Origin of the sequence: Spongiimicrobium salis (genome assembly GCF_043678055.1) — a bacterium.
GTDB lineage: Bacteria > Bacteroidota > Bacteroidia > Flavobacteriales > Flavobacteriaceae > Spongiimicrobium > Spongiimicrobium salis.
Genome location: NZ_JBHEQA010000009.1, coordinates 1 through 26,660, shown reverse-complemented (window position 1 = coordinate 26,660; position 26,660 = coordinate 1). Strand labels below are relative to the sequence as shown.

29 protein-coding genes are annotated in these 26,660 nt (G+C 36.8%); all 29 read right to left on the bottom strand.

Annotated elements, in window-relative coordinates; genetic code table 11:
- Positions 1-147 precede the first annotated feature (147 nt).
- The 29 genes from ACEXOE_RS23210 to ACEXOE_RS23070 all read right to left on the bottom strand — a co-directional run bounded on the left by ACEXOE_RS23210 (position 148) and on the right by ACEXOE_RS23070 (position 26,457).
- Positions 148-594, bottom strand: coding sequence for a hypothetical protein (locus ACEXOE_RS23210; RefSeq protein WP_394751268.1), 447 nt, complete (start codon positions 592-594; stop codon positions 148-150).
- 57 nt (positions 595-651) lie between these two features.
- On the bottom strand, positions 652-1,002 hold the full coding sequence (locus ACEXOE_RS23205) for a GIY-YIG nuclease family protein (protein WP_394751267.1): 351 nt from the start codon (positions 1,000-1,002) through the stop codon (positions 652-654).
- 37 nt (positions 1,003-1,039) lie between these two features.
- Positions 1,040-1,360: a hypothetical protein gene (locus tag ACEXOE_RS23200; protein ID WP_394751266.1), complete on the bottom strand. Its 321-nt coding sequence runs from the start codon at positions 1,358-1,360 to the stop codon at positions 1,040-1,042.
- A 90-nt stretch (positions 1,361-1,450) separates the two neighbouring features.
- The gene (locus tag ACEXOE_RS23195) at positions 1,451-3,679 is read right to left on the bottom strand and encodes a SulP family inorganic anion transporter (protein ID WP_394751265.1); all 2,229 of its coding nucleotides are present in this window, start codon (positions 3,677-3,679) and stop codon (positions 1,451-1,453) included.
- Between the two features lie 310 nt (positions 3,680-3,989).
- A complete protein-coding gene (locus tag ACEXOE_RS23190) occupies positions 3,990-4,754 on the bottom strand; it encodes a hypothetical protein (protein WP_394751264.1) in 765 nt (254 codons plus the stop codon).
- A 39-nt stretch (positions 4,755-4,793) separates the two neighbouring features.
- A complete protein-coding gene (locus ACEXOE_RS23185; protein ID WP_394751263.1) occupies positions 4,794-5,492 on the bottom strand; it encodes a DUF3667 domain-containing protein in 699 nt (232 codons plus the stop codon).
- 206 nt (positions 5,493-5,698) lie between these two features.
- Positions 5,699-6,175: a cupin domain-containing protein gene (locus tag ACEXOE_RS23180; protein ID WP_394751262.1), complete on the bottom strand. Its 477-nt coding sequence runs from the start codon at positions 6,173-6,175 to the stop codon at positions 5,699-5,701.
- A 146-nt stretch (positions 6,176-6,321) separates the two neighbouring features.
- A complete protein-coding gene (locus tag ACEXOE_RS23175; RefSeq protein ID WP_394751261.1) occupies positions 6,322-6,993 on the bottom strand; it encodes a hypothetical protein in 672 nt (223 codons plus the stop codon).
- 195 nt (positions 6,994-7,188) lie between these two features.
- Positions 7,189-8,169, bottom strand: a complete 981-nt coding sequence (locus tag ACEXOE_RS23170; RefSeq protein ID WP_394751260.1) for a hypothetical protein — start codon at positions 8,167-8,169, stop codon at positions 7,189-7,191.
- A 147-nt stretch (positions 8,170-8,316) separates the two neighbouring features.
- Complete coding sequence (locus ACEXOE_RS23165) at positions 8,317-9,072, bottom strand: DUF5995 family protein (RefSeq protein WP_394751259.1); 756 nt, start codon at positions 9,070-9,072, stop codon at positions 8,317-8,319.
- A gap of 119 nt (positions 9,073-9,191) precedes the next feature.
- Positions 9,192-9,659, bottom strand: a complete 468-nt coding sequence (locus tag ACEXOE_RS23160; RefSeq protein ID WP_394751258.1) for a hypothetical protein — start codon at positions 9,657-9,659, stop codon at positions 9,192-9,194.
- Between the two features lie 220 nt (positions 9,660-9,879).
- Positions 9,880-10,260, bottom strand: a complete 381-nt coding sequence (locus ACEXOE_RS23155; RefSeq protein ID WP_394751331.1) for a VOC family protein — start codon at positions 10,258-10,260, stop codon at positions 9,880-9,882.
- 137 nt (positions 10,261-10,397) lie between these two features.
- Entirely contained in the window at positions 10,398-11,225 is an 828-nt protein-coding gene (locus ACEXOE_RS23150) for an AraC family transcriptional regulator (protein WP_394751257.1), read from the bottom strand.
- Positions 11,226-11,329: 104 nt separating this feature from the next.
- A complete protein-coding gene (locus ACEXOE_RS23145; RefSeq protein ID WP_394751256.1) occupies positions 11,330-12,013 on the bottom strand; it encodes a hypothetical protein in 684 nt (227 codons plus the stop codon).
- A gap of 189 nt (positions 12,014-12,202) precedes the next feature.
- On the bottom strand, positions 12,203-12,574 hold the full coding sequence (locus ACEXOE_RS23140) for a nuclear transport factor 2 family protein (protein WP_394751255.1): 372 nt from the start codon (positions 12,572-12,574) through the stop codon (positions 12,203-12,205).
- 232 nt (positions 12,575-12,806) lie between these two features.
- Positions 12,807-13,544 carry a hypothetical protein gene (locus ACEXOE_RS23135; protein ID WP_394751254.1) on the bottom strand — a complete coding sequence of 246 codons (738 nt, stop codon included), beginning with the start codon at positions 13,542-13,544 and terminating at the stop codon, positions 12,807-12,809.
- A gap of 119 nt (positions 13,545-13,663) precedes the next feature.
- Positions 13,664-14,587 carry a TolB-like translocation protein gene (locus tag ACEXOE_RS23130; protein WP_394751253.1) on the bottom strand — a complete coding sequence of 308 codons (924 nt, stop codon included), beginning with the start codon at positions 14,585-14,587 and terminating at the stop codon, positions 13,664-13,666.
- Positions 14,588-14,745: 158 nt separating this feature from the next.
- A complete protein-coding gene (locus ACEXOE_RS23125) occupies positions 14,746-15,606 on the bottom strand; it encodes a DUF1444 family protein (RefSeq protein WP_394751252.1) in 861 nt (286 codons plus the stop codon).
- A 114-nt stretch (positions 15,607-15,720) separates the two neighbouring features.
- The gene (locus ACEXOE_RS23120) at positions 15,721-16,146 is read right to left on the bottom strand and encodes a VOC family protein (RefSeq protein ID WP_394751251.1); all 426 of its coding nucleotides are present in this window, start codon (positions 16,144-16,146) and stop codon (positions 15,721-15,723) included.
- Between the two features lie 86 nt (positions 16,147-16,232).
- A complete protein-coding gene (locus tag ACEXOE_RS23115; protein ID WP_394751250.1) occupies positions 16,233-16,433 on the bottom strand; it encodes a hypothetical protein in 201 nt (66 codons plus the stop codon).
- A gap of 178 nt (positions 16,434-16,611) precedes the next feature.
- Positions 16,612-17,274 (bottom strand): CPBP family glutamic-type intramembrane protease, encoded by a 663-nt coding sequence (locus ACEXOE_RS23110; protein ID WP_394751248.1) that lies wholly within the window; start codon positions 17,272-17,274, stop codon positions 16,612-16,614.
- A gap of 91 nt (positions 17,275-17,365) precedes the next feature.
- Positions 17,366-18,214: a LytR/AlgR family response regulator transcription factor gene (locus ACEXOE_RS23105; RefSeq protein ID WP_394751247.1), complete on the bottom strand. Its 849-nt coding sequence runs from the start codon at positions 18,212-18,214 to the stop codon at positions 17,366-17,368.
- Between the two features lie 154 nt (positions 18,215-18,368).
- Positions 18,369-18,926, bottom strand: a complete 558-nt coding sequence (locus tag ACEXOE_RS23100) for a hypothetical protein (protein WP_394751246.1) — start codon at positions 18,924-18,926, stop codon at positions 18,369-18,371.
- Positions 18,927-19,116: 190 nt separating this feature from the next.
- Positions 19,117-20,601 carry a mannitol dehydrogenase family protein gene (locus tag ACEXOE_RS23095; RefSeq protein ID WP_394751245.1) on the bottom strand — a complete coding sequence of 495 codons (1,485 nt, stop codon included), beginning with the start codon at positions 20,599-20,601 and terminating at the stop codon, positions 19,117-19,119.
- Positions 20,598-22,322, bottom strand: coding sequence for a purine-cytosine permease family protein (locus ACEXOE_RS23090; RefSeq protein WP_394751244.1), 1,725 nt, complete (start codon positions 22,320-22,322; stop codon positions 20,598-20,600). The genes ACEXOE_RS23095 and ACEXOE_RS23090 overlap by 4 nt, the downstream gene beginning before the upstream one ends.
- Positions 22,323-22,577: 255 nt before the next feature.
- A complete protein-coding gene (locus tag ACEXOE_RS23085) occupies positions 22,578-23,258 on the bottom strand; it encodes a DUF6843 domain-containing protein (RefSeq protein WP_394751243.1) in 681 nt (226 codons plus the stop codon).
- Between the two features lie 313 nt (positions 23,259-23,571).
- Positions 23,572-24,201, bottom strand: coding sequence for a uridine kinase family protein (locus ACEXOE_RS23080; RefSeq protein ID WP_394751242.1), 630 nt, complete (start codon positions 24,199-24,201; stop codon positions 23,572-23,574).
- Positions 24,202-24,347: 146 nt separating this feature from the next.
- Entirely contained in the window at positions 24,348-25,199 is an 852-nt protein-coding gene (locus tag ACEXOE_RS23075) for a heparin lyase I family protein (protein WP_394751330.1), read from the bottom strand.
- A gap of 127 nt (positions 25,200-25,326) precedes the next feature.
- Positions 25,327-26,457 carry an acyltransferase family protein gene (locus ACEXOE_RS23070; protein ID WP_394751241.1) on the bottom strand — a complete coding sequence of 377 codons (1,131 nt, stop codon included), beginning with the start codon at positions 26,455-26,457 and terminating at the stop codon, positions 25,327-25,329.
- Positions 26,458-26,660 lie beyond the last annotated feature (203 nt).

The following is a 26,660-nucleotide window of genomic DNA, read 5'->3' as shown; positions in this document are numbered from 1 at the left end:
GGAATGCCATTGGATATAACAACCTAAGAAGCAATTTCTTAACATGACATCACCGCTTTGAAACTTGGTTTTGATTAAAGATAGTAAATATTCTTTGGGGAAAGAGCTTCCTCATGACGGTGTTTTCCTGATGGGTATTCCAGCATCTCACTTTAGCACTTTGATGTTGAATTCCTCTCTTATTTCAGTAATAGGAAGGTCTAAATACTCCTCAAAATCCTTCCAAGGCCAGGGTCTATGCATCCTTTTGGCACGGAGTATCAGTGAGGGAATCATTATAAAAAGTTTAAAAAAATCCCGTATCGCAACAGTGGGGCTAAACTTTTTTGACAGTTCAAAAGCATTTGCTTTTCTATATTCCGAAAGGTGTTTCCAGAACCCAAGGGTAGTGCCAAAGACCGTCCATAGTTTCACTGTTCCTTCCCCAAAAAGCGAAATGTCGCATCCAAAAATCACATGGGCCACATCATGAGACCTAAAAAAGTCTCTTACCTCCTTTGGCAAACCTTTATCCAGATGATTGAGACTTTCCTGATAATTCTCATAGAACGCTTCCAGTCCTTCTCTTAGTGTATTATTTTTCCGCTTGGACACTCCTTTTATTTTTTTGGCTTCATAGGGTATATCTTCTCAATTCACAGATGCTTATACTTAATTGAACCATACGGCATAGCGTTGCCTTCTCAGTGCCAGCGCAAGCTTTTCCTCCATTTTTAGGGCCTCCGCTCTCGTGGATAATGGGCCTATATGATTGTATAAACTGGGTCTTAGATACAGGCCGTATTTCTGAACAATATTGGACGAAAGCTTATGGCCTTTCTTATTTCTATACCCTGTCTTGTGTTGTTGAAATCTTTCTTTGGGCGTCTTACTTGTCATCCCAACATACAAGCACTGCAAAACACCATTGAATTGGGGGTTTGCTGCTCTAAATCGGGCATTTTCAGAAAACACACGTTTAGACAACTCTATGACATATACGTAATACTGGACTTTTGGCATTACTTATCGGAAATTCTGATTCACTTTTTTCAATTCCTTATTTTCTGTAGGAACTATATCCAATTAAACTCCAAATAAAGAATAATCCCAACAAGCCTATCGTTACATATCCAAAAAACACCCCGATCAAAAGTATAAGACTCAGCGCTAGCCCTATCATTTTCATTCCATTATCATACTTTTTACTGGACTTAGATCTTCTGTAGTTAATGGAGTGGTCTAGAAATATTTTATCCGATTTTTTTAAGTAATACAATATTTCAGAATCCTCAAAACCCTTTTCTTTCATTTTCTTTTTAATATCCTCTGAAGAAAGCCCTTTTTCTCTCAATGATATACTATAATCCAATTTATCCATTCCATAAATATTTACAGCCAACATAGGGGTGATTCCGGTAATTGCCTGTTCCTCTTATGCTTTTCCATTGGGCTACGTCCTTTCCATATCTTAATCCATCACATTTAAAAGCGCGGCCAATTCTCTACCATAATCAATAAAGGCAACGGTTTCATCGGTCCTGGCCAATTTGATTTTATCAAAAATGACCAATGCCTCCCCATTACTTTCCAAATGATAAATCTGATGGTTTTCAAAAAAGCGAATGATTTCAGCCGTAAAAAAAGATCGAATTTCAGTCTCCTTGTTTCCCGTAATCAGGAATTTTTTGGAAAAATCCGGATACATTTCAAAATCAATGTCTTTATAACCCGTATAGGCCATTACACGGTCAAATATTTTTTCGAACATCCCTTCTTTTTCCATGGTGAAAACGGGTATCTTCTTATTCAACTTTAAGACCATTAAAGTGGTATTGAAAGTTTCGGCCGTAAAAGCAGCGCCTTCGCTGAAGGTCACATCTGCTATTTCCCAAGACACATTTACATCTTCAAATGTTCCTCTGAGGCAATTTGATTTGCGTTCGATAGGTCTAATTTCAAAAAAGTGAAAATTCTTCAAGTACTTCGTGTTCCAATCTACGCGATGCCTGTATTGATAATCATTTTCATTAGCTAAATTTTGCAATCGTGTTTGCCTTGACGATAATTTGGGAGGAGTACTGTTCAAAGAAATTTTTAATGCCCTATTATGCGTAGAGGAGGAAACATGGGAATCCAATCCTTTTATGATCACTTCACCTCCTGTATTCTTTTGCATTTTTAAATAATCCACAAGGTAATCCATATAGGTCATGCCTACCAATCTTGTTTCCGATAAATCAATATTCACATCTGCCCCAGAAGGAATTTGCGCCACTAATTTATCGACCTTTAAAATGCCCAGAAAGTTTGCGATTCCTTTAATTTTTAGATCATAACCCCCATCTGGCCTCTTCACCAGATTGGATCCAGAACGATAGACCATTTTAAAAAATTGGGGTATAGGTACTTTCGCCAATAACATATGACTGACCATGGCCAATAATAATCCCCCGAGCAACCCTATCAATAAATTCGTATAAAGGGTTAAAACCATAGTCCCCATAAAGAATATTAGTTGCTCAATACCTTGATTATAGACTTGTTTAAAAACCGCTGGCGAAGCTAATTTAAATCCGGTATACACCAATAAAATCGCAAAAGCACATAGCGGTACTTGTCGCATTATAGGACTCAATACCACAATAAAAAGCAGCAATAAGAGGCCTTGGTACATATTGGACCACTTGGTCTTTGCACCATTATGAATATTGACCGTACTTCTAATAATCACGGCAATAATGGGCAAGCCTCCAATGAAACCGGCCGCCATGGTGCTAAGTCCAATACCAGTTAAATCCTTATTTAAATCCGTCTTTCGTTTGTATGGGTCAATTTTATCCACAGCTTTTGCAATGGCCAGTGATTCAATGCTCGTAATGATTAAAATGGACAATACCGTGGTCCAGAATTCAATGGTATTGATTTTGCCAAAATTAGGATGCATTATAGAATCCATAATATTATCTGGGATGTCCAATAGTAGCTCTGGCCCTACCTCATAGGCCTTTCCAAAAAAGGAAAGTGTATGTTGGTCAAAGAAATTAAAAAGATAAACAAAGGGAATAGAAAGGGCAATCACCCACATTGGTGCTGGTAAAATGTGAAAAACCCGATAACTGATTTTAGAATGAAACAAGAGTAAAAGCAACCCTACTACCGCAATAATCACCACAAAAGGGTTTGCCTGGGGTAAGTATACCACAGCATCAACAAGATTCTGTACAATGCTAGGGCTATCCGAGTGTGTACCTAAGGCCACATGGATTTGTTTTGCAAAAATGATAATACCAATGGCCGCCAAAATACCGTGAATCACGGAAGAATGAAAGATATCGGCCAATCGGCCCAATTTCAATAATCCCAACACCACCTGAATTGCTCCAGAAACAACTACTGCTGCCAAGACATAATTGAAAGCTTGTCCCGAACCATCATCCATTAATGCAATACCCAAAAGGATGACGGCTATAACCCCTTTGGCAGGTCCGTTAACCGATATATGACCTCCACGATAAAAGGTGGTCACCACCCCGCCAACAATGGCCGAAAGGATACCTGACATCGCAGGTGCACCTGCTGCCAATGCAATACCCAATGAAAGCGGTAAAGCAATGAGGGAGACACTCACTGCTGCGATTAAATCACTTTGCCAATTTTCAATTAGACCCTTAAAGCCTTTTTTTGGTGTAACTTCCATGTATTTAAATCTCTGGGCTTATGAAATATTAAGATGCCGAATATAAAACATAGTCATCGATCGTTTTACAATTCTTAAAATTGTGAAGATATCTAAACTGGAGGGAAGATAGAAATTTAACATTACTTTTATAGCAGAAATCATAGGAATGTTTGTATGATCAACTTCTATTCCAAGATATTGATTTTATTTGTCCACACCCTTCAACTGTTGGTCAAGGGTTAAATAAGTAGTCAACTGTGCCTAAATATAGGAAAAGTCATGGTCTTCATTCACCAGAGGAATTAGGCGCAATCAGTATAATAGCGGGTTATTCATTTACAAATTCGGATACTATCGCATTCAGATATGCAATATCTTTTTTCGTATTCAAATATTGATCAATATCATTATCGCCCATATTTTGGATTTTATATTCAAGTAATTTTTCTTGAAACATTAGATATACGAAAGTGTCTATTATTCTTTCTTTTAATCCATGCGGAAGATTGTGTTTACGGACTAGGGAATACTCCATTCCCATATGGGTAATTTCGTGAATGATGGTATTTGCGGGTTGTTTATAATTCATAAATTCCCCTTCTTTATTGGTGAGTAACGTGATCCTTCCTTCATCAGGGTCGTAACTACCTCCCGTCCCATATAAGGTAAAAATTACCTGGTAGGTATCAAACATTTTAAATTTCCAGTCCCATTGACTTTTCTCCGCATCTATTTCATGGATTATGGTATTCATTAAGTCCATCTGGTTTTCAACTTTTTGTATGGCCAATTCATAGTTCTTGGGATTAAAGACCTTGGTTTCCACAAGAGTATAAATCGCAGCAAAGTCTTCATTTCCAAAAGCTCCTTTTTTTGATTTTACGATCAGGGAATCCATTAAGGGGTCCTTGGGCAGATGAATCCGATACCCTTGTTTTTCAAAAAACCGAATATCATTGATGGTTCGCCAAATTGAAGTCGTTTCTTGTTCAATGCTCGGCCGAGCTATTTCAATACGAGATAGCTGTGCTTGAGATGTAGCCTTCCAACCGAGGAGTAAAAAAGCAACAAGCACTACTTTGATTAATTTCATTTTGTCCGGATTTGCAACCATGGCCTTGTACCTTTATGTTTAGTATTCCTCTAAAATTACAGTAACTATGACCAACAAACCAAGTAAAATCATAATTACCACATAAAAGAGGAAGTAGGTCAGTATAAGTCGAAAGGAGGTATAAATCTTGTTTTCTGTATTATAAAATTGGAAAAATGTCCAAAACCTGAATGCAATAGAGATGGTAAAGGCCAGTGTTACCCCAAGATCATCTTGCATGAGCAGAAAACCGACAATACTAAAGAGTGAATAAAAAATAGTTTGATGCCCGGCGATATAGGAATTGATTACAATATGTTCCAGAAAGTTTTGTTTCCTTCCAAAAAAGGAAAGGTAGGACGCAATTGAAAATATCGGTATCAGGAGAAGGTTGGAATAGGCAAAGTTGTTCGTTAACCATTCTGTAGAAAATTTTAAAATTGCAGCATTGTGCGAAAAATCAGATTTGTCTTCCGCTCCTCTTCTAAAACCTGAGATGGCATTATCTAAAAGGGTAGTCTTTCCCAGTATTTCTGTGATGAAAAAGTAGAGTGTGGATAATAGCAAGACATAAGCAATTGGTTTAAAGTAATATTTTCGTTCCCCATTTAAAAATTCTCGAATTGCGTGTCCAGGCCTTCTGGTTAAGCTCTTGACCGTATAAAAAAGCCCTCTATTAACTTGAAAAATGCTATCGGAGATTTCTTCGAGAAAGCTGGACAAGGTCAATCGGTCCACTCGCACGTTTTGCCCACATTGATTACAAAATTTTCCTTTAACAGTATTTCCGCAATTTTTACATTCCATGTAGAGACTATAGCGTATAAGGGTGGTTGGCCTTGATTTAGTGGGCAATTTAATAAATAATAACCGGCTTGGTTGGATGCGAGTGATTTTCCCAAAGGAAAATTCAAAGCAAAGAACTATACCCTTATTAGTCGTTGTTATTCTATACCATCCAGCTTTTTGGAAACTTCATCATAGTACTCTTGAGTTAGTTTCTCCGTCCAAACGGTCGGTTGAGCTCCATATACTGCTAAATAGGAAACCCCTTTAGTTTTTGATGATGTGTGCCAGTGTTCTGTATCTTTTTCACATTTAATAACATCACCTTTCTTCATTAAGATTGGCTCTTGACCTCTTTCCTGATAGTAGCCTTTCCCGTCAATTACTATAATTACTTGAGAAGTATTATGCTTGTGCCAATCCAATGTAGCGTTTGCACTGAATGTAGCTTGCGTAATATTTTGATTAAATTCTTGGTCAGCTTGAACTAAAAAATTCAACCAAGCATCCCCAATATGATGGGTGTTTGGAGCTTTTACTCCTTTGTCAAGATAAGACTTCACTTTATTTTCTGGCTGTTGCGCACTCGAAAATACTGGCAAAAGACTAATAATATATAAACATAGATATTTCATAAGATTAGATTTTATCATTTCGTGTCAATGTCTTCGCATAACCATCGGTTGGTTTTTTTTGAATTTTAGAAGTTCACTTGAGAACTCATGATGTTTTAAGGGATTTTCAACCTCAATGACAAGCATATATTCTTGGCAATATCGTCTTAGTTCGTTTTTAGTACTTTATTGGGGTTTGGTTCAAAAATGCTATCATCCATACTTTTTTCCTCAATGGATATTGCTTCTTGAATAGACTTGAAAAGCGGGTAAAATTCCGTTTCATTTCGTATACTTATTGATTGTGATTCTTTAACAAATAAATTCCAAAATCCGTCTGTATATTCCGAGTATAGTGCTGCATTTAATTTATACTTTGGATTAAAGTAATAGGTGCCCCGCATTTCAGAGAAAAAAGAATTTGGATCCATAGGCTTATATTCAAGCGTCACGGACTCGCATGTTTCCTCTAAAATTTCTTTTTTGTTATTCGCATTGCGATCAAACTTCATAAGATTGTTTTTTTCGCTGCCAAACTTGGTTTTGACAATGGTGTCCAATTTTTCAAATTCCGTATAGGAATAGCCTTGATCTAGTCTTACAATAGTTTTCATCCAACCATTCTGTCCTTCCCCATGATATATCATTGCATACCTATCTTCTTTTACATAGGCGGTAAATGATTTTCCAAATTCCCGCTCCAGAACACTTATGGGTAAATTTCCATTATTGGACTCATATGTTATTTTATACTGCAATTCCCCTTCAAAATATTCTTGTGCATTTAGGGATACTATAAAGAATATATAAAAAACGAGGAGGAGGTATCTTTTCTTCATTGTAGCGCATTTCTTGGTTATGGTTTCAGCTCTTCTGTATTGAATTGATGAGCTATACTCATCATGAACACGATTCCCGGGAAAATCACATTTCCTAAGGAAACAGTTATTTTAGTGCCGGTTTTTATTAAAGGTAGTAAATATTCTTTTGGTTGAAAGGGGTGACTTAAATTATAGTCCATAATCTGGGATAGATTATTTTACGGTTTGCTGTAGTATCCAATCCATGAGTTCCTTTTTATTTATGGCATCCCAAGTTGATTGCGTATTCTTGTTGGGTGAAGGATTATCTCCAGGTTGTAAAACAACTAATTCTGTATTCTTATTACCAGTCAATTCCAATTCAGCCAAAAAACCGACCATGTCCGTCGCATTATTTTCATACAAGGTTCTTAACTGCTTTGTGAGCTTATATTTTATGGCAGGTTCTATATACGCTCTGATAGCATAGTTTTTGTAAAATTTTATATTTCTGTTTTTTTCATCAAAATAGCTGTAGGTTGAGAAATTATGATAGGACTCCGGATTTGTCTTAGGGGTACCATTTAAATGTATTTCCAACAAATAATTGATAAATTTTGGCTCCCCCAAATCAATTTTATGTATTCTAATATCCCGTTTATGTTGGTACCATTTCCTCGTGAAATCCAATGTAAAATTGCACATGACAATACCCTTTGTATGAAGTTGAAACTCAAAATCACCTTCTCCCATAAATTTGAGATATTGCATCGCCCTATGTCCTACTAAACTAGCCCCTAAAAAGAAAATATTTTCATTAGGCAATTGGTATTTGGTGAAGACTTCTCGAATTAGCTCATGCGTAGCAATCATGGACGACTCAGAGAAGTAAAAGTCAAGGGGGATTTCAGTGGAAACAGACAAAACTGCAAAGCCTTCTTCCGATGCGGAAGCATACATCTGCTTCGCACTCCTATTCTTTTTGTCATATTGCGAATCTTCGAGAAAAATGAGTACTCCCCTAATTTCCTTATTTTCAGGAAGCATCAACGTATACCCTTTTTGAACAAAGGGCAAAAAATCATTTGCTCCCTTTCCCACCCTAAGGCTATCATTTTTTACAGGTTCGTAAGATCCTACCACTTTCTGCGAAAAAGATCTTGTGCAGAAGATAGTCAAGAAGAATAGGAATACTAATTTATTAGAGATTTTCATTATTGTTTCTTTTCAATTGGGGACAAGAACCTGTCTATAGCGCTTTCCCTTTTTTCCAGTGCTAATATTCCCGTACTACCGAAATCAATCCGTAAAGAAAGTTTAAAGTTAAACGAAATTTTACCAATACATTCAGTTCCCGCTAAGCTAATCTCGCTTTAATTTGGAAATGATGCTGCTCACTTGTTTGGTTTCGAACTTTTGCATGAGTCGGAGTAAAAACCGAATCACTCGTGTTTTTGGGGCTTTAATAAGTTCACTCAGTTTAAGGACAATCTGATCTATTTTGTGTATGGCACCTTCTCCTTGATCTTCTCCCAAAGACCATACGAGGTTAGCCGAATTCCAAGATTGTTCACGCGCTTTTCGCATGCTAAAATCAATCACTTTTTCATCCTTGTTTCCTCCAAGAAGGTCAAGCAGAAACATAAGGGGCGATACCCGGCTTAGGCGAGCTTGCAACTCGTTCGTAATCTGCTGAAGGATGTCGTTAACCTTATTGAAATCGGCCTCAACGTCGCGAATCTCATGACCCATCATCGTTTTTGCCGTGGCCACACCAAGGTCTAAATTAATATGGGCGTTCATGCCCAGCATAATATGTTGTAGAATAGTCAAAGACTCCGCTGCATGATTAAAGGCAAAAGCCCAAACTGCACTGACCGGTTCACCCTTTTTATGGGCACTGTATGCATCCAAATACATATTGGCAAACTCCACATCCAGGGTTTCCAAACGCTGATTATCCTGAAAATGCCCTAAGGCAATCTCCGAGGCGATCTCAGCAGTTGTGCGCCTGTAGATATAGGCAAATAACCCCAATCTACTATTGCTTGCAATACTTTCTTCAATGATACGATCCAGCTGCTCTAAAACGTTTTGTATGGTGGTTGGGCGTGGCATAATCTAAAATATATTAAAGCGGTCGGACAATGGTCTTGTTACAAAATAAGCTGTCAATGCCATTCCACCGCAACCCTAAATTTAGCAAAAAGACTTGTTTTCACCATCGAAACTGTCCATTATAATCCCGATTTAGCCTTAGGGATTTCTAATACGATGCTGTCATTGGATTGTGTCGCTACCTCCGCTCTAAGTTCCGTTTCATCGGCCGGTTCAACCACTCCAATTACCACTTCATCATCATCCTTTTCACAACCTATAGCAAACATCATGATACCAATAGCGAACAATAAAAAGCTTTTAAAATGATGATTCCCTACCCTTGATTTAATTCCAGCGTGCCATGCTTTCAACCTTCTTTGAACCATTGGGTCAGCTTTCTTTTCCCTTGGGCATAGTGCTCCACAAACCCTCTTACCATTCCTTTCTGCGAGATACCTAATGATTTCCTCATTGGTCATCGTCCTGAAATCAATAATATCAAACGAACATTCGGAGCAGTGCCTATCTTTCGAATTTTCTAAGGGCGTTAAATCATCCCATTTCATATGGCAGGGATTTTCGATTTTTATAGGGGGTCTATTCATTTTGTTCATCTTTGATTAGATAGTGTACTGTTAATAATGCCATGTAATCTATTCTTGCGGTAAAAAACAAGTGAATGGGGCTTAAACCATCCCGTTCAGGAACAAGAGTGGAGCTATTGCAACTCCCTTTCCATATACAAGATACAGTAATTTACCGAAAAAGCAGTTTGAGTAAGCACTCAAACTTTTATTGTTTATACCCTGTCTGGTGCATGGTGTTTTATTCTTCCGGTTTTGTGTAGGTCACAATGTCAATTCCGATTCCGTTGGGGTCTTCAATCGCAAAATGTCTATCGCCCCATGGTTCATCCCTGATCTCAATTGCCACCTCAATTCCTTTTTCCAATAGTTGCTTATATAGCTCGTCTACATGCTCCACTTCAATAGTCAAATACACTCCTTTTCCGTTAAATGCCGATTGAAAAATAGGTTTTTGGCTGGGGTGGTTGGGTTGCAAAAAGCTGATTTCAGCAGAATGGTTTGGTGTGTGAAGTAAAAGGTAAAATTCATTTTCAAAACTTACGCCAAAATCCAATACTTTGGTGTAGAATTCCTTGGTTTCCTGTAATTTCTCGGTAATTATTCCTGCGTTAAGTTTCATTTTGTCTGTTGTTTGCGCATTGGTCCAACTTAGCGTTAGAACCCATGCGATCACCACTAAAGTTTTCATTGTCAATGCTTATGTTGCTACAAATCTAGGGGGACAGGAAAGGGAAGTATTGTAAAAATCGGACAAATCTAAGAGAAAGCTTCTGAAGGAGGAACTCCGTAAAACGTTTTGAAGTTTTTAATGAAATGAGCTTGGTCAAAAAATCCAACATCATAGTAGAGTTTGTTTTCTTTTAGACTCTGTCTTGAAGGTTTTGCATTTAAAATATGCTGAAACCGTACCACATTACTAAATGATTTCGCGCTTGTGCCAATATAAAAGTTAAAAATTCTGCGAAGTTGTCGTGGACTTAAACCCGTTCTCAGGTCTTTTTCAGTATTCAAAAATCCATTTTTCTGAAAAATAAGGTGCAATGCTTCCAGAAATCGGGAATCGCAATGCATATTTTTAATTTTTGAATAGCCGATTATTTTTTCGTTCAGGGCTTTTGTAATGCTTTCCAATGAATCTGAAGATCTAAGCGTGACATGTATCCACTTGGAAAAATCGGGTAAGATTTTATGAAGTTCTTGAGATTGATTACTTAAGATCTTGGCGTTGATCTGAAACAAAATTGGAAAGGCCGAAGGTAAAAATCGAATCCCAATATAATCAAACGTTTTTCCGATCGGGAATTGTGTGTATTTGCGACAAAAACCCATCACAAAACTTTCTGCTGGCCGATTATGATCAAAAAATATGTCGATACATCCATCAGATACCACCCTATAGTTGTACACTTGGTCTAGCGGTTTTTGTGTTTTAAGTTGCCAAAAACAGTATACATAATTCTCAATTTCTTCATTGGGCTGTATCTCTTGATAGCTTATTTCGTTCTCCTTATCCGAAACTGTAGGTTGTATCGGTTTGTAATAGTTTCTTAGGATGCTCAGTTTATTCACAGCGTCTTTTTGCATTGTGCACAGCAGTTACGGATTTAGGGGAATACATCTTCCGTTTAACCAGTTTCAACCATAATTGCGGCTATACCTTATTGTGTTTTTGTTAGTTCCCCTTTAGATTATTCGCTTTCTTTGGTCAAAGGAGTGATCATTATGTGCGCCCTATGGGTTCCAGGATTCATAATCCAAGGATGATTTCCTTGTACAGGGTTTTCAGGAAGTCCAGTGGATTCTGCGGTGGCGAATGGCAAATAGACGACATAACGGTATTTCGCACCTTCCACCTTGGAAGTTTGAGGGTCATATAATTCATCTTGCCCATAGTATATATGTAATGTAGATCCTGGAGTTCCCATATCTAACTGGCCCGATTTTGCTTCCGCTTCCCTGATATCGAAAATTTCAACTGCTGTTTTGCCCATGGCCTTGAGTTCCCGTCCCCTAGCCATAAAGGGTTCCAGATCCTTGTGGTAGCAGGCTGCACTAAATCCGGATCTATTGGGATCATCTGCAAGAACAATGAATTCATTATCCCCTTCTTTGAGTGTCACAAATTCCCCGGCCATATTATAGCCTATTACTTTACACCCTGCCCTGCTTTTTTCAGGAGCAGCCATTAGTGCTGTTGCAATTAAAGCTTCATCCGTATCGATCGCAAGGAGTTGTTTTTTCTGCTCATTTGCGGTACTATCCTCTACAATTTCTGTGGCAGAGGACTTCTCTGTCGTATTTTCGGTCTTATCGGAAAAGTTACAGGAAATCATAGTTCCTGTAAAAATCAATATGGTAATAATTCGATTCATTTTTAGCATATTTTAGTATGTGTTCATCATTGGTCATCATGCAGCACTACGGTCTTATACATGTAAAGTAGTAATTTTCTAAGCACAAACGGGTGTAACTTTGCCCTTTATTTTATGTTTACACCTTCATTTTATGACTGAAACCGCTATTTCCGCTATATCAACAGTATTTGCATTTTTATTCAAGCTCTAATAGGATTTCTTTCCTAAATGTTCGGTCAATAATTTCCAATGGCCATCCTCTTTTGTTAAAACAGCAGTCCCAATGCCATTTCCAGAAACAGTTTTGCCATTTATAATTCCTGTCCAATGAAAATCAAACAAATAAACAGCAAAATTTTCATCGCTATTTAACCATCTTACATTTTCAATGCTATATTTTTCATTTTTGATTTTACTAAAATTGTTTTCAAATGCAGTTCGCACTTTGCTTTTTCCAAAATGCACCCTTCCATTAGAAAATGTGACACTTACGGATTCAGAAACTAGAGGTTCAACATTCTTCCAGTTTTGCGTGGCTAAAGCATTTTCATAGGCCTTTACAAATTCTTCAAGGTTCATGGTCGTTGTATTCAAGTTAAAGATAAGGGTTTTGCTGGGGGATTTGCACTACCAAACCTCTTGATATTGTGTCAATCTTTGTGCTATATGTTAACATTGGCTTTATCACTTCAACCGGTATTAGGCACACCCCTATTCGTAGTTGTGGCGTTGTTTTTTAAAAGTAGTAAATATCCCTTTAGCAAGAGAGTTAGCATTGATAGGTATTGGGATAAAACATTTTTTATTCTACTTACCGTTTGTATTGAATTTGATATAGTTCATTTTTGTCCGAATTAAAATCAACATCAATACTGAACTCATGATTCTGTTTTTCTCTTAACAAAGCTCCAGAAAGATGAAGCATGTCTTTCCCTTTATATGGAACAATCATAAATCCAAAAAAGCGGTATTCCTTAATATCTCCAAATTGCGGTTCAAGTTCAATTAAACGAGGTACAAGTTCTTCTTTATCAAAAGGCACTAATTCGTTGTTCAATATGTTATGAAGTTCCTCAAATTTCTTCTCTTTAAGCAAAGTCACTGTTTTGTCATTTAAAGACATTCTATGCTCAACTTGTTCCAATGTTGAAATCGGATATTTAAACTCTTGCTTAGAATTGTTTTTGGATATTAAAACGACATGAATGGCATCGTAATTATTTTTTTCTTCTTTTAGGCTTTTATAGAATATGTATGCAATATTTGAGGAAGGCAATTCAGGTTTGTCCAACCTTTCTTCAATAGCCTTACTTTGACTCATTTCAAGTTCAAAATACTTTTTCTTCCCCTCTTTCGTTGATGCCGAAGCTCCAATTGCATACTTACATCGTCCACCATAAAAGTCTAGAATTTCTTTAACTCCGGCATCTTCATTGTCAGTTATGCTCATGAAGTGTGAGAGTAGTCCTGTTTTTTGTTCCCCTTCACGTTTATTTCCGCAGGAGGTAATTAAAAATGTACAAATCAATAGCCCTAAAATTCTGTTCATACGTTTGTTTTAAATATTTTACAAAGCTTTCGGTATTATACTGCGCTTTGTTTTGTGTTCATACGCTCTTTTTACTACTTGAACCGCTATACGTATACAATGCCGGCAAATGTTTTATTTTATTTTGCCTTAAAAAGTATGTTGGCGTTTGCCCAATACACTTCTCCTTTTTCAACACTTGCCCATCCTCTTTTCCCTGGCGTATTAAATCTTCTGGAGAAGATAAAATATTTCCCATCAGGAGACATATACGGGCAGTAATAGTACCAATTGCTTTCATAGTTTAGCGGTACTTCTTTGGGTTTTGTCCATTCACCATTCTCATTAAAGCTTATTTGAAATTTCCCTTGTCCATTTGTTATCGCATACTGTTCATCAGGCGAAACATAGGTGATTAGTTCTTTTTTTTCAGTCTTAACATTTACGATAACCGGCGTCTCAAATTTTTCATTTCCCAAATATTGTGCACGATAGGTGTTCATCCCTCCTTGATCACTTGGCCTATTTGAACGAAAATATAAACTCCCATCTGCCGTAACCACAGGATAGGTTTCTACATATTCCGTGGAAATTGAAAAATCTACTTTAGTGGCCAATTCCCATGTACCGTTCACTTTTTTACTCTTATAGATGTCCGGAGGTATCGTGTAAAGTTCTTCCCGGCTAACATCATTTTTATAAAGCTTAGGATCTACACCAAGAAAATACATGGTCTTTCCATCTTTGGTAATTGTGGGATCACAAGCTACTGAAACCAAAACACTATCATTGTACATTTTAATGGGCTTAATGTCGGACCACTTGCCATTGCCCCATTCGGCATGGTGAATGACAAAGCTGTTGTCTACAATTCTTGAAAAGAACATTTCTGTATTATCAGAATTAAAAACTACATTAAGTTCAACCTTGTCCGTATTCACTCTTGATGGAGCAAATAATTCAGGGGTTGTAGAAGGAGGTTCTTGATCAAAATAGGATATGGTATGCTTTTTACAACTAAAAAATGTCCCTACGATCAAGAAAGCCCATAAAAGTTTATTCATTGCTATTAAAATGTTTGTTAAGGGTCTCAGCTACAATTTCGGCACAGGCTTTTCCCGCGGAAAAGTCCTCATGAAATTGAGTCGTCGCAATAGTTATTAGGTCTAAATTTAGCCAAAAAACGGCAATGAATTATCGCTATTGTTGGCCGTTGCTATTTTTAAAATTTCTTAAATTCACTCCCATTCCACAGGTAGAGTTTATTGGTCAATAATTGGTCTTTCTTTAAGTAATAATCCATTCGGGCAATATTTCTAATTTCCCGTATTCCTGCTCTATTTTTTTTACTCACAATTATTATCTGGTTTTCTTTGGGAATACCTACAACAAAGTTTTGCTTCAATCTCTTTTTTTCCTGACTAAGAAAATCCGGGAGCAATAATACGCTGGACAAATATTTACCTCCACCTTCCGCTCCTACAGTGCGATACATACGGTAGTTAGGCTGTTCCAATATATATTCTGAAAAATCGGATAGCATTACTTTAAGGTTTTCCAAGGAAATATCACGAAGCTTTTCTTTATCGTAAGCAATTCGTTTTAATTCTGTATTTGAGAAAAATCTATAGCCAAGATATCCTTCGTTTTGGTCCTCAACATATACTATGATTAGCTCCTTATTAAATTCTTCATAAACTACCTCATCACCATCATTAGTCACAATGGTATTGATGAATTCTTTTGGCTTCAGCAAGGGGACAATTCTTGTGGAGTCAATCTTATACTTTGGATCTGGGGCATAAATGGAGTCAATACGTGAAATTAATTCCTCGACTATTGGTTTTAAATGCTCCGGTTTTGACCTATATTTTGGATAGTCATCCTTTAGATTGTGGAGAAATGAGGCATTATTAAACTTACTTCCCAGCACCAATTCATCAAAAACCAGAATTTTTAATTTTTTGTTGGATTTGGATACTTCTTCTCGTAAGTATTGGGAAAACTTAAATTCACTCATCAATTCTTGTGAGAAGATGTTACAGCTAATACATAGTACACCAAGAAACAATATGTTCTTCATTTCTTCTGTTTTTTACATTATGGCCAACGGTATCGGCTATGATTACGGCACTTGAGTAGCTGAACGGCCTAAACCTCCAGCCTGGAAGTAGCGCTTTGCACTTCGTTTTTCAACTTATTGCCTCAGATAATTTACCATCCATTGTACTCCAAATTTATCGGTAAAGGCCCCAAAGTATGCGCCCCAAAATGTATCTTCCAGTGGCGCTGTTATTCTTCCTCCCGAGGAAAGTCCGTTAAATAGTTGAATAGCTTCCTCTTTACTCTCTGGACTAATAGAAATATAATAATTATTTCCAAATGTTAGGGATTGTCCCAAAGATTCAAGGGCATCCGTCCCCATAAGGAAATTCCCAGGCCCTATGGGCAAACCAACATGCATTACTTTTTGCTTGTCCTCTTCCGACATTAAATCATTATCGGGCATATCCCCAAAGCGCCTTATTCCTCCAAGAAATTCAACGCCAAATACGGATTTGTAAAAATTAAATGCCTCTTCCGTATTCCCTTTAAAGCTTAAATAGGTATTGATTGTTGCCATATTTTATTTTTTAAGAAATTAGTGCCGCCCCATTCTTTTATTAGTAAGCATAACGGTCTCGGCCAAGATTTCGGTGTTGCGCAAATTCACAATGAATTATGACCATTGCTGGCAAACCGTATTATTTCTTTACCGAAAAGTTCAAAAAACTTCTCATTTTCCAGTGTAACGGGTCGTTTCTTTTTAACCGATTCTTTGTTATCTTCAGATATAACTTCTGTTTTTTTTGATTGCTCTTTACACCCTATTAAAAGAATAGCCAGACCTAGTAAAATACTATTTCTCATGGTTCTTTATTTAATGTTTGTCAATGGTCCCGTGCATGGCTTGTTTGCGGGAAAGGTCCTATGGACTTTTCCACCCTAACCGAAATATAGCAAATTGCAATGACTTTTGTAAACGGAATTCCTTCACAATGAGCTTTATAGATTCTTGTGCCCAGGTTTTTTTACTCAACCCTCAAGATTATAATCCTCCATGGTATAAAACGATCAAGGCGATTGTGTCAAAAAAACCGTGAACAGCGATATTAAACCATAAATCATATTTGCGGAAATAAAAAATACTCGATAGTAACACCCATAGAATCCCTGTAATAATTTGGCCTGTTATTCCCTGATAGTTATGTAGCCAACCAAAAATAAAGCTAAGTATAAGGATATTTAACACGATACTTAATTTACTATTTCCAAAAAACTTCGTGAATTGTTGCATGAAATAGCCTCTTGATATGATTTCCTCGCAAAAACCCGCAGATACCCAAATAAGGAGAAACATACTCAAAGCAGCGCTAAAATTACCTTTTAGCGAATCAAAATCGGAAAAATCTATTGGCTGTCCTGTAAAATGACCAACCCCTGGAATAAGAATGAAATAATATAGCAGAAATAATCCCCCTGAAACTAAAGGAGCGATAATCAATAGGTTCCTGATTTTTAGCTTATTTCGCTGAAAACCCAATGATATAAAGAGTTCTTTTCCAAACTCTATGAAACTAGCTATAAGTATTACCAAGGTTGCTAAAATAGTTTCAAAATAATCTAACCCTAGAGGCACTCTAAAAAAAATGAAAGCTATGATTACTGCTAAAATTGGGGTGAATTTGGTTTTTAAAAAGTTGTTGTTCATTGTATGTCGATTTAATATTTAAAACGAAGAAACAACGAATGCGGTCATTAAAGCGGGAGAATTATTGAACTATTACTGAATGGTTATTAAATTATGTCTGAATAGTCGTTTCATACAGCTGTTTACTCTCAAACCATTGCATGAATTCTTTCCTTTTATATCTACTTACAACAATTTTCATTTCTTGCTTATCAAAAACAATGGGTTCTAATGTAATTGATAACTTTCCATTTTCTATGGCTTTTATCTCTTTGATAGAAGTCGCATGAATACATGTTTGTCTATTGGCTCTATGAAACAGTTGACTATTAATTTTATTTTCAATTTCATTTAAGGTAAAATCGGTTGAAACAACTTGCCCGTTTGATTGTATAACATAAACCACTTTATTCTCACTGTAGAAATATGCGATATCAGAATACTTCAACAGTGTTTTTTTCTTGCCTTTTTGGATTATCAGTTTTCCCTTAAGAACCTCTATTTTGTGCAAATCATAAATGGCCTTTGCGTATAGCATAAAAATTAAAATACAGCTTAGCAATAGCGTTACAGAAAGCCCAACAATTAAATAATAAATGTCATAACTACCTTCTTGGAACCAAACTGCCATGTAGAAACAAGGAATATACAATAGGGTGACATAACCTAAAGTGGACAAAAGAAAAAAGAGTAGGGTTCTTGAAGTTATTACTTTTGCAAATATTTTTTGTTTGAAATATCCAAAGTTTAAATCAGCAATAAGTACTATACAACCTCCAATTAAAATAGATGTGATAATAGGAGACCAAGGAAAACTATACGAATCACTCAAAGGGAAGTTATCAGCTTCTATTAAATGGTTGGTAAGAAAAGAAACAATTACTAAAACCACTCCTTTTTGCCTCCATGATATTAGGGTGTTGTCTGTTTTATGGTTAAAGAAACTTATAATTTTATACATTGGGAATTTTCATCTAATACTCTAGGGTTTTTTAGCTTGCGTATAGTGCCTTTTGGAAAATCAGCTAAGATTAACCGAAAGATAGCAAATTGCAAGAAATTCCGTTTAAGGAATTCAGTTGTAATGTGCTATACAGCTTGTTGTAAAAGGTTTTTTATTTGGTTACCGTCCAATTTGGGTCAATTTCTTTTACTGGTTTTATCACAACATTTCCCCAATCATAATTCACAAAGGCACCTTTGTCATTGTTATATTGACAATCATAAGCCAATACAAAGGCGATGACTAGAATTTCGTCAATAATTCCCTTCTCTATTTGTATGGAATACTCATCTGCTCCAAATGAAACTTTTTGATTTTTATCAATCAGTCCAATTTGATTCTCGTTAAGAAAAATTCCAATCAGATTGTTCTTTTGCTCGTAAAAGTGAATGGTCCCTTTGGAATTTTTAATTGAAAATGCAATCAAGGAATCCGTGTGAATGTCAACGGATGAATTTGGACCAAACCTCAACCTAAAGTTAAGTCCAACGATATTTTCAGATTTTTTATCTACAGATAGCAACTCTCTATTTTCAAGATTACAAATTACAATTTTAGGATAAAATGTCAGCAATTTAGATTTTGCTTCATATTTCGGTTCATCATTGACTTTGATCTCGTATTTATCTTGAAAAAAACTAAGCTTTCTTTGTTTGATTTCTATTGTCATCTATAATTGGTCAATGTGTTTTACAACGGTTTTGAATATGACAGGTTGCCATTTATCCTTAAGATAGCAAAGATGGAAATTTATTAGAATTTAGTGAACAGTCTTTAAACGACTTTGGCACTGGATTACATACATTGTTGTGATGCGCCTTTTCAGTCGATTAATAGTTATGTAATTCTGACTAAATGCTCTAAATCATACTTTGCATCAATTCTTTGATCTTAATACCCGTATACAACTTCTGCAACATTGAAATATAAGTTCCAGTAAAACTATCGTTTTTTGCAAGACCTCCAAACAGATTCTCTTGCTCAATGAAGGTTAATGGGGCATTTTTCGTTTCTGATGCAACTTGGTGCAACTCTCCATGCATGACATCTAAAATATTCAAAGGTTGCCCATTCTGATTTGCTTCTTTATCACTGTAGTAGCACCATGCTGCTAAGACCAAGGTGCCGAATTTGATGCTTCCTCCTATTGCTAAATTTTCATGTATGGTTGGGATTAAAAATTTAGGCAGTTTGGCCGAGCTTTCTGAACAAATACGGCTGACACTGTCTTTGATATTAGGATTGGCAAAACGCTCTAAAAGACTATCTTTATACTCCTTCAAATTAATGCCTTCAATGTCTCCTAATACAGGTGTAGCTTCTTCGTCTAAGAATGCACGTAAATAGTTTGCAAAGACTTCATCTTCAACACAAGCATTAATAGTTGGGTGCCCGTGTATTGCTCCTAAAATTCCCAAGACTGAATGTCCCGCATTTAGTAGTCGTAGTTTCATTTTCTCATACGGCCCTACATCATGGACAAATTGTACACCTACTTTTTCAAAGGATGGTCGTCCGTTTGAGAATTTATCTTCTACCACCCACTGTATAAAAGGTTCACAGGTCACCGGCCATGCATCAGCTACACCAAAGCTTTGAGCCAGAGTGTCAATATCTGCTTTGGCTGTTACTGGCGTAATACGGTCAACCATGCTGTTGGGAAAGCAGACTTCTTGTGCAATCCATTTTGCTAAGTCTTTATCTTGCTCTTTGGCAAAAGCTAGAAGCATCCTACGCGCCATATCTCCGTTATGTTCGATATTATCACAAGACAAAATGGTAAAAGCAGGCAACTCTGCATCACGGCGTCTTTTTAGGGCTGCAGTTAGAAAACCATACACTGTTTTGGGATCATCAGGGCTTTGTAGTTCGTGTTGAATGTCTGGGTTGTCAAAATTAAATTCTCCTGTGGTTGGGTTGAAATTATAACCTCCTTCTGTAATGGTCAGCGATACTATTTTTGTATCAGCATTTGCAATGCGGGCAATAACTCGTTCTGGGTTGGTGGTTCCCATTTCAAAGTTAACTATCGATCCAATTACATGGGGTTCAATTTTTCCATCTGGATGCTTAACTATAAGTGTATAAAGATGGTCTTGCTTTTTTAAAATATTACTTAGCTTAGTATCTGCTTCGCGTAAACCGATTCCGCAGATTCCCCAGTCTGAAGCTTCCCCCAGTTGTCGAAGTTGATGCAAATAATTAGCTTGATGTGCACGGTGGAATCCGCCAACTCCGATATGTACAATTCCAATTTTATTGTCCATGCGATTATATATGGGCACAGGCATATGGCTTGCCAATTCTTCTAAATTTTGTTGTTGAAGTTGTTTTGGTGTTTTCATTGATGTGCTACCATTTTTGATTTTCCACGTTTGAGCGCCCAATAGGTTAGTACAAAATAAATGATGGTACTGATAAATGCATACGTATAAAAGAGTTCTCGATTTTCGATATAATTTGATTCTGTGGCGCTACCGAACATCACATTACAGGCCAACACTAAAGTGGCCACCAAGGCGGAAATGGCAATAAATTTTAATATCCTAGAGAATAAAGAAGCATCCTTAGAAAGAACAGGCTCTTCTTTTGCTTGCTGCTTTTGAAAACGTTCAATCGTTTCCATCCGAACTTCTTCTTCTTTTACTTCCTCTATATAGTCCTGCTTCGCTCCATATTTAGATGCAAGTAGCGTATACATCGCTATGGTAAAAAACCATGTCGGGATAAATAGATAATAAAAGGAGATCACATCCAAAGCATTCAAGCCAAAGCCGAATACCAAGCCTAAGGCCCAGGAGGCAACGGCAGGCATACTAAAGGTTAGTTTGCGGTACGAGGACCAATAGCGTGTAAAGCCAATTCTAGGGAAAATCTGATGTTCGGCAAACACAATCGCTCCTACAGGAACGACCAGCAACCCCGCATAGGTCAGTAACGGTAGTATTTGTGAAAATACAAAAGGGAAACAGGCGATGGCCACGGTTACCAGACCAACCACAATCGTCGTTTTCTTACGGGAATGGTTGAAAAAAATAGCTTGTGCAGCTAAACCTGCTCTGTACAAATTCGTAATTGCGGTCGTCCACCCGGCAACAATAACAATCACAAAACCTGACCAACCTAGAGCATAATAGGCTACGTCACCTGGGTCGAGTTCAACGATAGATTTTCCTAGTATGACCGCAGCACCAGCACCCATGATTCCTGCAGCTATCCAGGCCACATAATGACCGAACATCATACCTGTGCTGGTGGCATATCCGTAGTTCTTCTTTTTAGCAAAACGTAGAAGAGCCATATCAATCAACCCGAAATGAGTAATGGTATTGGCTGCCCAACCAAAACCGATGACTTCGACCAATCCTATTCCAGGTTCGCCATCACTATTAATGCCTGTCCAGATACTCTGGTCGCCAAGGGTCATAAAATCAGCCCATCCTACTGGTAACGTTTTATCCAATACATCTAAAGATAAGGCAGGGAGTAACACCATAGCACCACTCGTAAACATTACAAAGAGCCAGGGGGCGCAAATGCCTGAAAATTCAGAAACAGCATTAAAGCCATAGATTGCGATAGACACTACAAAGATGCCCACAGCCAAAACAATCAATATAAACCATACATTGGTTGGGTACCAATTGAGTTGGGCGGGAATATTAAAAGCAAAACGAACCGCGGTTGCTGAGACTGTGATCATCGCGGCCGAAATCACAGAAAAGATAATCACATTGGCCCAATTGTATAGCTTAGTCATCGAGTCGCCAGCAATTTTATTCAGATAGGTATAGAGGCTCAGGCGGGTATCAACGGCAATTGGGGAAGTAATGAACCTCCAGCTTAGTACCGCTAGAATATTCCCAATCAAAAGACCAAGGATGATATCCATCGTCTTGGCGCCAAGCGCTACAAAGGTGGCCCCAATTACGAACTCTGTAGCCGCGACATGTTCGGCAGCGTATAGACCGGCAAAATGAGTCCAATCGTGTAATTTGTGTTTAGCAACGGGTAATTGTTCTTCGTCTAGATTTTCAAATTGTTGGAAGTTCGCGTTTTCCTTCATATTTGCTTGATTAATTGTATAAAGATTGGTGTATAACTACGATTAGTCTGATTAAATGCATCACAGCGGTCTCGGGTGGGATTTCGGCGCGTCTTTGGTTGTGTTAATAGCCTTTTCGCATTGGCAGCTGCGATTGGCCAGCTATCCAAATCACATGACGAAATCATTCCTTTTGGTTTTGTTATTTTTTAAAAATAGCAAATATTCTTTTAAGAAGGAGGTTAGCACTGAATTACAGCTATTGCGGCGTATGTTTTATTTACATTTTTCAATTCTTGCTCGAACAATAGCGTCAAAATTCTGATCTTTTTTAACATCATATTGAACTGTTGAATCACCAATTACTTGAAGTTCAGAATAATGGACCGTCAAAGGGGATTCCGATGAGAATCCACCATTTGGCATTTCCCCTGGAAAATTACCCGAAGCTCTAAATCTAATTCCAGGAATATTTTTAGTACCATCTTCATAGTTCTCATATGGCTCTAGTTTAATTCTCTTTCCATTCTTGTCGATCAAATAGTATTCGTGGTCAATTATTCCGCTTTTGAATTCATAGTCCACAAATAAAATACCGTCATTGGGAATTACTAAAACTCTTCTGCCATTTTCTATTTTTGGTTTAGTTCCACATTCCAATCCATAAATTATTTTAATCTTTCCGTTAAAATCCTTAGGAATAAGATAGGTTTCAGGTGCTACCGTATTAATTTTGATCCAAATCTGCCAAAATGCAATGATCCCCACGATACTTCCCAAAATCCATAAAACTTTAGTTTTCAGTTTTCTCTTGGAGAATAGAATTAAGATTACACCCCCTATGGCAACGGGCAAACCTATGATTGCAAAAAAAGCAGCGAATGTTAATCCGAATGCTCCAATGAGCAAAAGTGTAATTCCAAGGTAGAAAAGTATGTCGCTCGTTTTCTGGTTCATTCAAATGGGGCACAAGGGTTTTGTAAAAACGTCGGTTAGGGGTTAATATACGTAGACTTTTTGGTTTGACATAGGCCTTAGCAATTCCGAGTGGATTTCAGCCCCTGCTGAGTTCGCCGAAGCATAGTCCAATCCACCACAACTGCGGTTATGCATTGTTGCGTGGCATTTTTATTCCTCCAATTGGTCAACTCTATCTCCACGAGTTGTTGGTTCCGAAATAACGATAAATTCCAAATTTTCAGATTGATCATTTCTTATTCGGTGTTTTACTTTGGGGGTATATGAATTCCGTTGCCGCTTTCCACTTCTATTATTTTGTTTTCGTCAGGATATAATTCCATTTACTTTCCAAAAATAATAGATAATTGCTCTTATTTTTATAGGGCTCAATGCATGTTTTATACAAATTAAATTCGCTTTGGGATATTTCATCCGAATACTCCACTGTGTAATTTCGTTTTATCAAATCGGATTCTTTTCGGATTCTTTTGAGGTATTCATCTCCAGTATAAATGAACACAGATGTATCAATATAGGGGGTAAATTTGGAATACATGGAGTGTAAACCATCAAAAATCAGAATATCAACAGCGGGGATTTCAATAAATGCCTTTGCCTTTTTACCACTTTTATGGTCATAAGGTCTATATTTTATCGATTGCTTATTCTTTAGTTTCATCAAGCAATTCGTGGCATCCGTCAAATTATACGCCTCAACATTATAACCGCTTAAGCCTTTTTTCTTTCTATCTTCCCTATCCATTAAATAAGAATCCAAAGTAAAATGCCTTGTCTTTAAGCCTTGTTTAGTAAACCACTCTACCATCTTTTGAGACAGATACGACTTCCCTAAATCTGCTGCTCCACAAATCGAAATTATAGTTGGCCCACTTTTATTTAAACCCTTTTCTAATTCATTGCATAGTTTAGTGGTTACCATCTTTTTATTTTTAATTACCGCCAATGGTGTCGTGTATAAAAAGTACGTTTTTTCTGGAAGACGTATTTTTTAGCCTTGATTAAAGGTAATTAATCTGCAGGGTTTTTAATTCTGTTGAGCAACTGACGTATTTTTTATATACTTTGTCAGGGAATTTTTTTTTCAATTCGCAATGAAAAATTATCTACAAATAACTCAATGTTTTCAGGTGTTGGATTTGCGGTAACTCCAATCTGAATTCTTTCATAAGAAACAGGCTCTTGAAAGTTGAAATCTATTCCTTCTTGTGCAAATAAATCACGAAACTTTTGAGCATTGGGCATATTTGTTCCAGCAGTATTTATTATTTCAGTCCCATTTATTAGAAGTTTGTTAACTCCACTGTCATTATCAGCTAAATTCAGTTCCCATTGCACTGTTACCCATTCATTTCTTGGAAATTGAAATGAAGTTTGCTGAATTGTATTTTCTGCGATTTTACCTCTTTCAATAGATAGAAAATCATTTCCTCCTGACATTTGCAATCTAATTCCTGGACATTGATTAGCGATATCTGCTGTATTATCCCAACAAGAACAACATTCTAAATCAATTAAAAGCAAGTTTTCAATATTGGCATTACTATTTATATAAAAATCCGCTTTAATGATTATCTTGTCATTTTCGGATGCATTGAAGCCTTCTTTTTCAATGTCCATTTTTGATAATATGTTATCAGATTGACTAGCGAATAAATGTAATGAACTTTCTCCTTCCGAAAATATGGTTTGGGATATTGATATTTCATTAGTCGAATTGGCTGGATTGACTTGTTGTATTCCTGTCCAACGACCTCCATTAGATAGAAAAAGCTCATCTATAGTATTGTTTTGAGTTTCAAAACCGTCTTCGAATACAAAATTTCCAATACCAGGTTCTTCCGAATTGTCATTATTTTTTTCACAAGCTGAAATAAAAAAACCTATGATGAATAATACAATTAGTTTGCAGGGTTTCATATCATACAAACGTGCTACTTTAATTGTTGTTGTATACTCCTTTCAAAATGTAGCCTAACAATCTGGTTAAATGGCGTAGCGGCTATACACCGCTATGAACATTTTAGCCTTTGTTGGTAACATTCTTTTATTTTTTCCTATAAAGAAATCGTTTGGCTAGCTTTTTTCTAATTGGCAAATCATACATTATTAAAGATGCATATGCGATTAGGATTACGCCAAAAATTAAGAGCACTCCCACCAAAATACTATGTTCATACGATATTTCGTTGTTTGAAATCCACGCATAATAAATTAGTACAAAAGGGAAATGAGTGATATAGAGAGGATATGAAATATCACCCAGAAATGTACACAATTTTTTATGGTATGTTTTTTTTACTTCTCCTACAGCTCCAAAATAGATAATCAAAGGAAAAACAATTGAAATTATCAACGCCTCATAAAGTCCATTTATCCAAACATTTTCATAAGTACCAATTCTTGGCATACTTAAAACACCAATCAATAAAATACTAGTTAGCAATAGAGTTTTTCTACCTCTTTTAACTTTGATGGCTCTACGCAATAGCATTCCGGCCATATAGGGAAACAAAAGACGTGTCACCCCGATTTTTAATTGTTCGGGCTCCAATGACCACCCACCTATTAAATCGCCTGATTGATTTGTGATTGCTACATAGAAAAGGGCGATTGCTGCCAACAGGACAAGGAACGAAAGGATTAAATTTGACAATTTTCTCAAAATGAATACATGTAAAATGTTAGCCATATATTCATAAAAAAGTGACCATCCGGGTCCATTGAGCGGATGCATCTCGTTCCAACCTCTTATATCCATAGACGGAGGTAAGGGGATCAATGTATATCCAATCAGCATAACCAATAGCAACCCTAATATTGAAGTATCCTCAATTTTTGGATAGATTGAAGATTCTTGAAAAAAGAAAAGCAAAGCTCCAAAGGTCATTCCTAAAACAATAAGCGGTTGTAATCGTATCAATCTTCTCTTACAAAAGTCGACAACAGTCATTTTGTCCCAGCGATCATCGTAGGCATGGGCCATTACATACCCAGAAAGCATGAAAAAGAAATCAACTGCCAAATAGCCATGATTAATAAATAAATTATGATAGTCGCCCTTACAAAACAGTTCGAAGGTATGCATTATGACTACCATTATAGCGGCAACACCACGTAAAGCATCCAAAATGAGAAAATGCTTTTTTGAGTCGACAAATACCGCGTTAGAAATCATCAAATATTTTCTTTAGTTTTAATCAATAATTGGTCAAAATTGTCACGAACGGTCTGTGTATGATTAGTTGAGGAATGGTTCGCGAGAAACACTCAACTATTGGCTAAGGCAATTAATTATACACATCTTAAGTTTGATTCTCATTAAATTGATGTAATAATCAGAAAGAACAAAAGAGAGAATTAAGGTTAGTATACACAGTG

Coding starts and splice junctions, on each gene's coding strand:
- ACEXOE_RS23205 (WP_394751267.1), bottom strand. CDS start 1,002: ATGCCAAAAGTCCAGTATTACGTATATGTCATAGAGTTGTCTAAACGT.
- ACEXOE_RS23200 (WP_394751266.1), bottom strand. CDS start 1,360: ATGGATAAATTGGATTATAGTATATCATTGAGAGAAAAAGGGCTTTCT.
- ACEXOE_RS23195 (WP_394751265.1), bottom strand. CDS start 3,679: ATGGAAGTTACACCAAAAAAAGGCTTTAAGGGTCTAATTGAAAATTGG.
- ACEXOE_RS23190 (WP_394751264.1), bottom strand. CDS start 4,754: ATGAAATTAATCAAAGTAGTGCTTGTTGCTTTTTTACTCCTCGGTTGG.
- ACEXOE_RS23180 (WP_394751262.1), bottom strand. CDS start 6,175: ATGAAATATCTATGTTTATATATTATTAGTCTTTTGCCAGTATTTTCG.
- ACEXOE_RS23175 (WP_394751261.1), bottom strand. CDS start 6,993: ATGAAGAAAAGATACCTCCTCCTCGTTTTTTATATATTCTTTATAGTA.
- ACEXOE_RS23170 (WP_394751260.1), bottom strand. CDS start 8,169: ATGAAAATCTCTAATAAATTAGTATTCCTATTCTTCTTGACTATCTTC.
- ACEXOE_RS23165 (WP_394751259.1), bottom strand. CDS start 9,072: ATGCCACGCCCAACCACCATACAAAACGTTTTAGAGCAGCTGGATCGT.
- ACEXOE_RS23160 (WP_394751258.1), bottom strand. CDS start 9,659: ATGAATAGACCCCCTATAAAAATCGAAAATCCCTGCCATATGAAATGG.
- ACEXOE_RS23155 (WP_394751331.1), bottom strand. CDS start 10,260: ATGAAACTTAACGCAGGAATAATTACCGAGAAATTACAGGAAACCAAG.
- ACEXOE_RS23150 (WP_394751257.1), bottom strand. CDS start 11,225: ATGCAAAAAGACGCTGTGAATAAACTGAGCATCCTAAGAAACTATTAC.
- ACEXOE_RS23145 (WP_394751256.1), bottom strand. CDS start 12,013: ATGAATCGAATTATTACCATATTGATTTTTACAGGAACTATGATTTCC.
- ACEXOE_RS23140 (WP_394751255.1), bottom strand. CDS start 12,574: ATGAACCTTGAAGAATTTGTAAAGGCCTATGAAAATGCTTTAGCCACG.
- ACEXOE_RS23135 (WP_394751254.1), bottom strand. CDS start 13,544: ATGAACAGAATTTTAGGGCTATTGATTTGTACATTTTTAATTACCTCC.
- ACEXOE_RS23130 (WP_394751253.1), bottom strand. CDS start 14,587: ATGAATAAACTTTTATGGGCTTTCTTGATCGTAGGGACATTTTTTAGT.
- ACEXOE_RS23125 (WP_394751252.1), bottom strand. CDS start 15,606: ATGAAGAACATATTGTTTCTTGGTGTACTATGTATTAGCTGTAACATC.
- ACEXOE_RS23120 (WP_394751251.1), bottom strand. CDS start 16,146: ATGGCAACAATCAATACCTATTTAAGCTTTAAAGGGAATACGGAAGAG.
- ACEXOE_RS23115 (WP_394751250.1), bottom strand. CDS start 16,433: ATGAGAAATAGTATTTTACTAGGTCTGGCTATTCTTTTAATAGGGTGT.
- ACEXOE_RS23110 (WP_394751248.1), bottom strand. CDS start 17,274: ATGAACAACAACTTTTTAAAAACCAAATTCACCCCAATTTTAGCAGTA.
- ACEXOE_RS23105 (WP_394751247.1), bottom strand. CDS start 18,214: ATGTATAAAATTATAAGTTTCTTTAACCATAAAACAGACAACACCCTA.
- ACEXOE_RS23100 (WP_394751246.1), bottom strand. CDS start 18,926: ATGACAATAGAAATCAAACAAAGAAAGCTTAGTTTTTTTCAAGATAAA.
- ACEXOE_RS23095 (WP_394751245.1), bottom strand. CDS start 20,601: ATGAAAACACCAAAACAACTTCAACAACAAAATTTAGAAGAATTGGCA.
- ACEXOE_RS23090 (WP_394751244.1), bottom strand. CDS start 22,322: ATGAAGGAAAACGCGAACTTCCAACAATTTGAAAATCTAGACGAAGAA.
- ACEXOE_RS23085 (WP_394751243.1), bottom strand. CDS start 23,258: ATGAACCAGAAAACGAGCGACATACTTTTCTACCTTGGAATTACACTT.
- ACEXOE_RS23080 (WP_394751242.1), bottom strand. CDS start 24,201: ATGGTAACCACTAAACTATGCAATGAATTAGAAAAGGGTTTAAATAAA.
- ACEXOE_RS23075 (WP_394751330.1), bottom strand. CDS start 25,199: ATGAAACCCTGCAAACTAATTGTATTATTCATCATAGGTTTTTTTATT.
- ACEXOE_RS23070 (WP_394751241.1), bottom strand. CDS start 26,457: ATGATTTCTAACGCGGTATTTGTCGACTCAAAAAAGCATTTTCTCATT.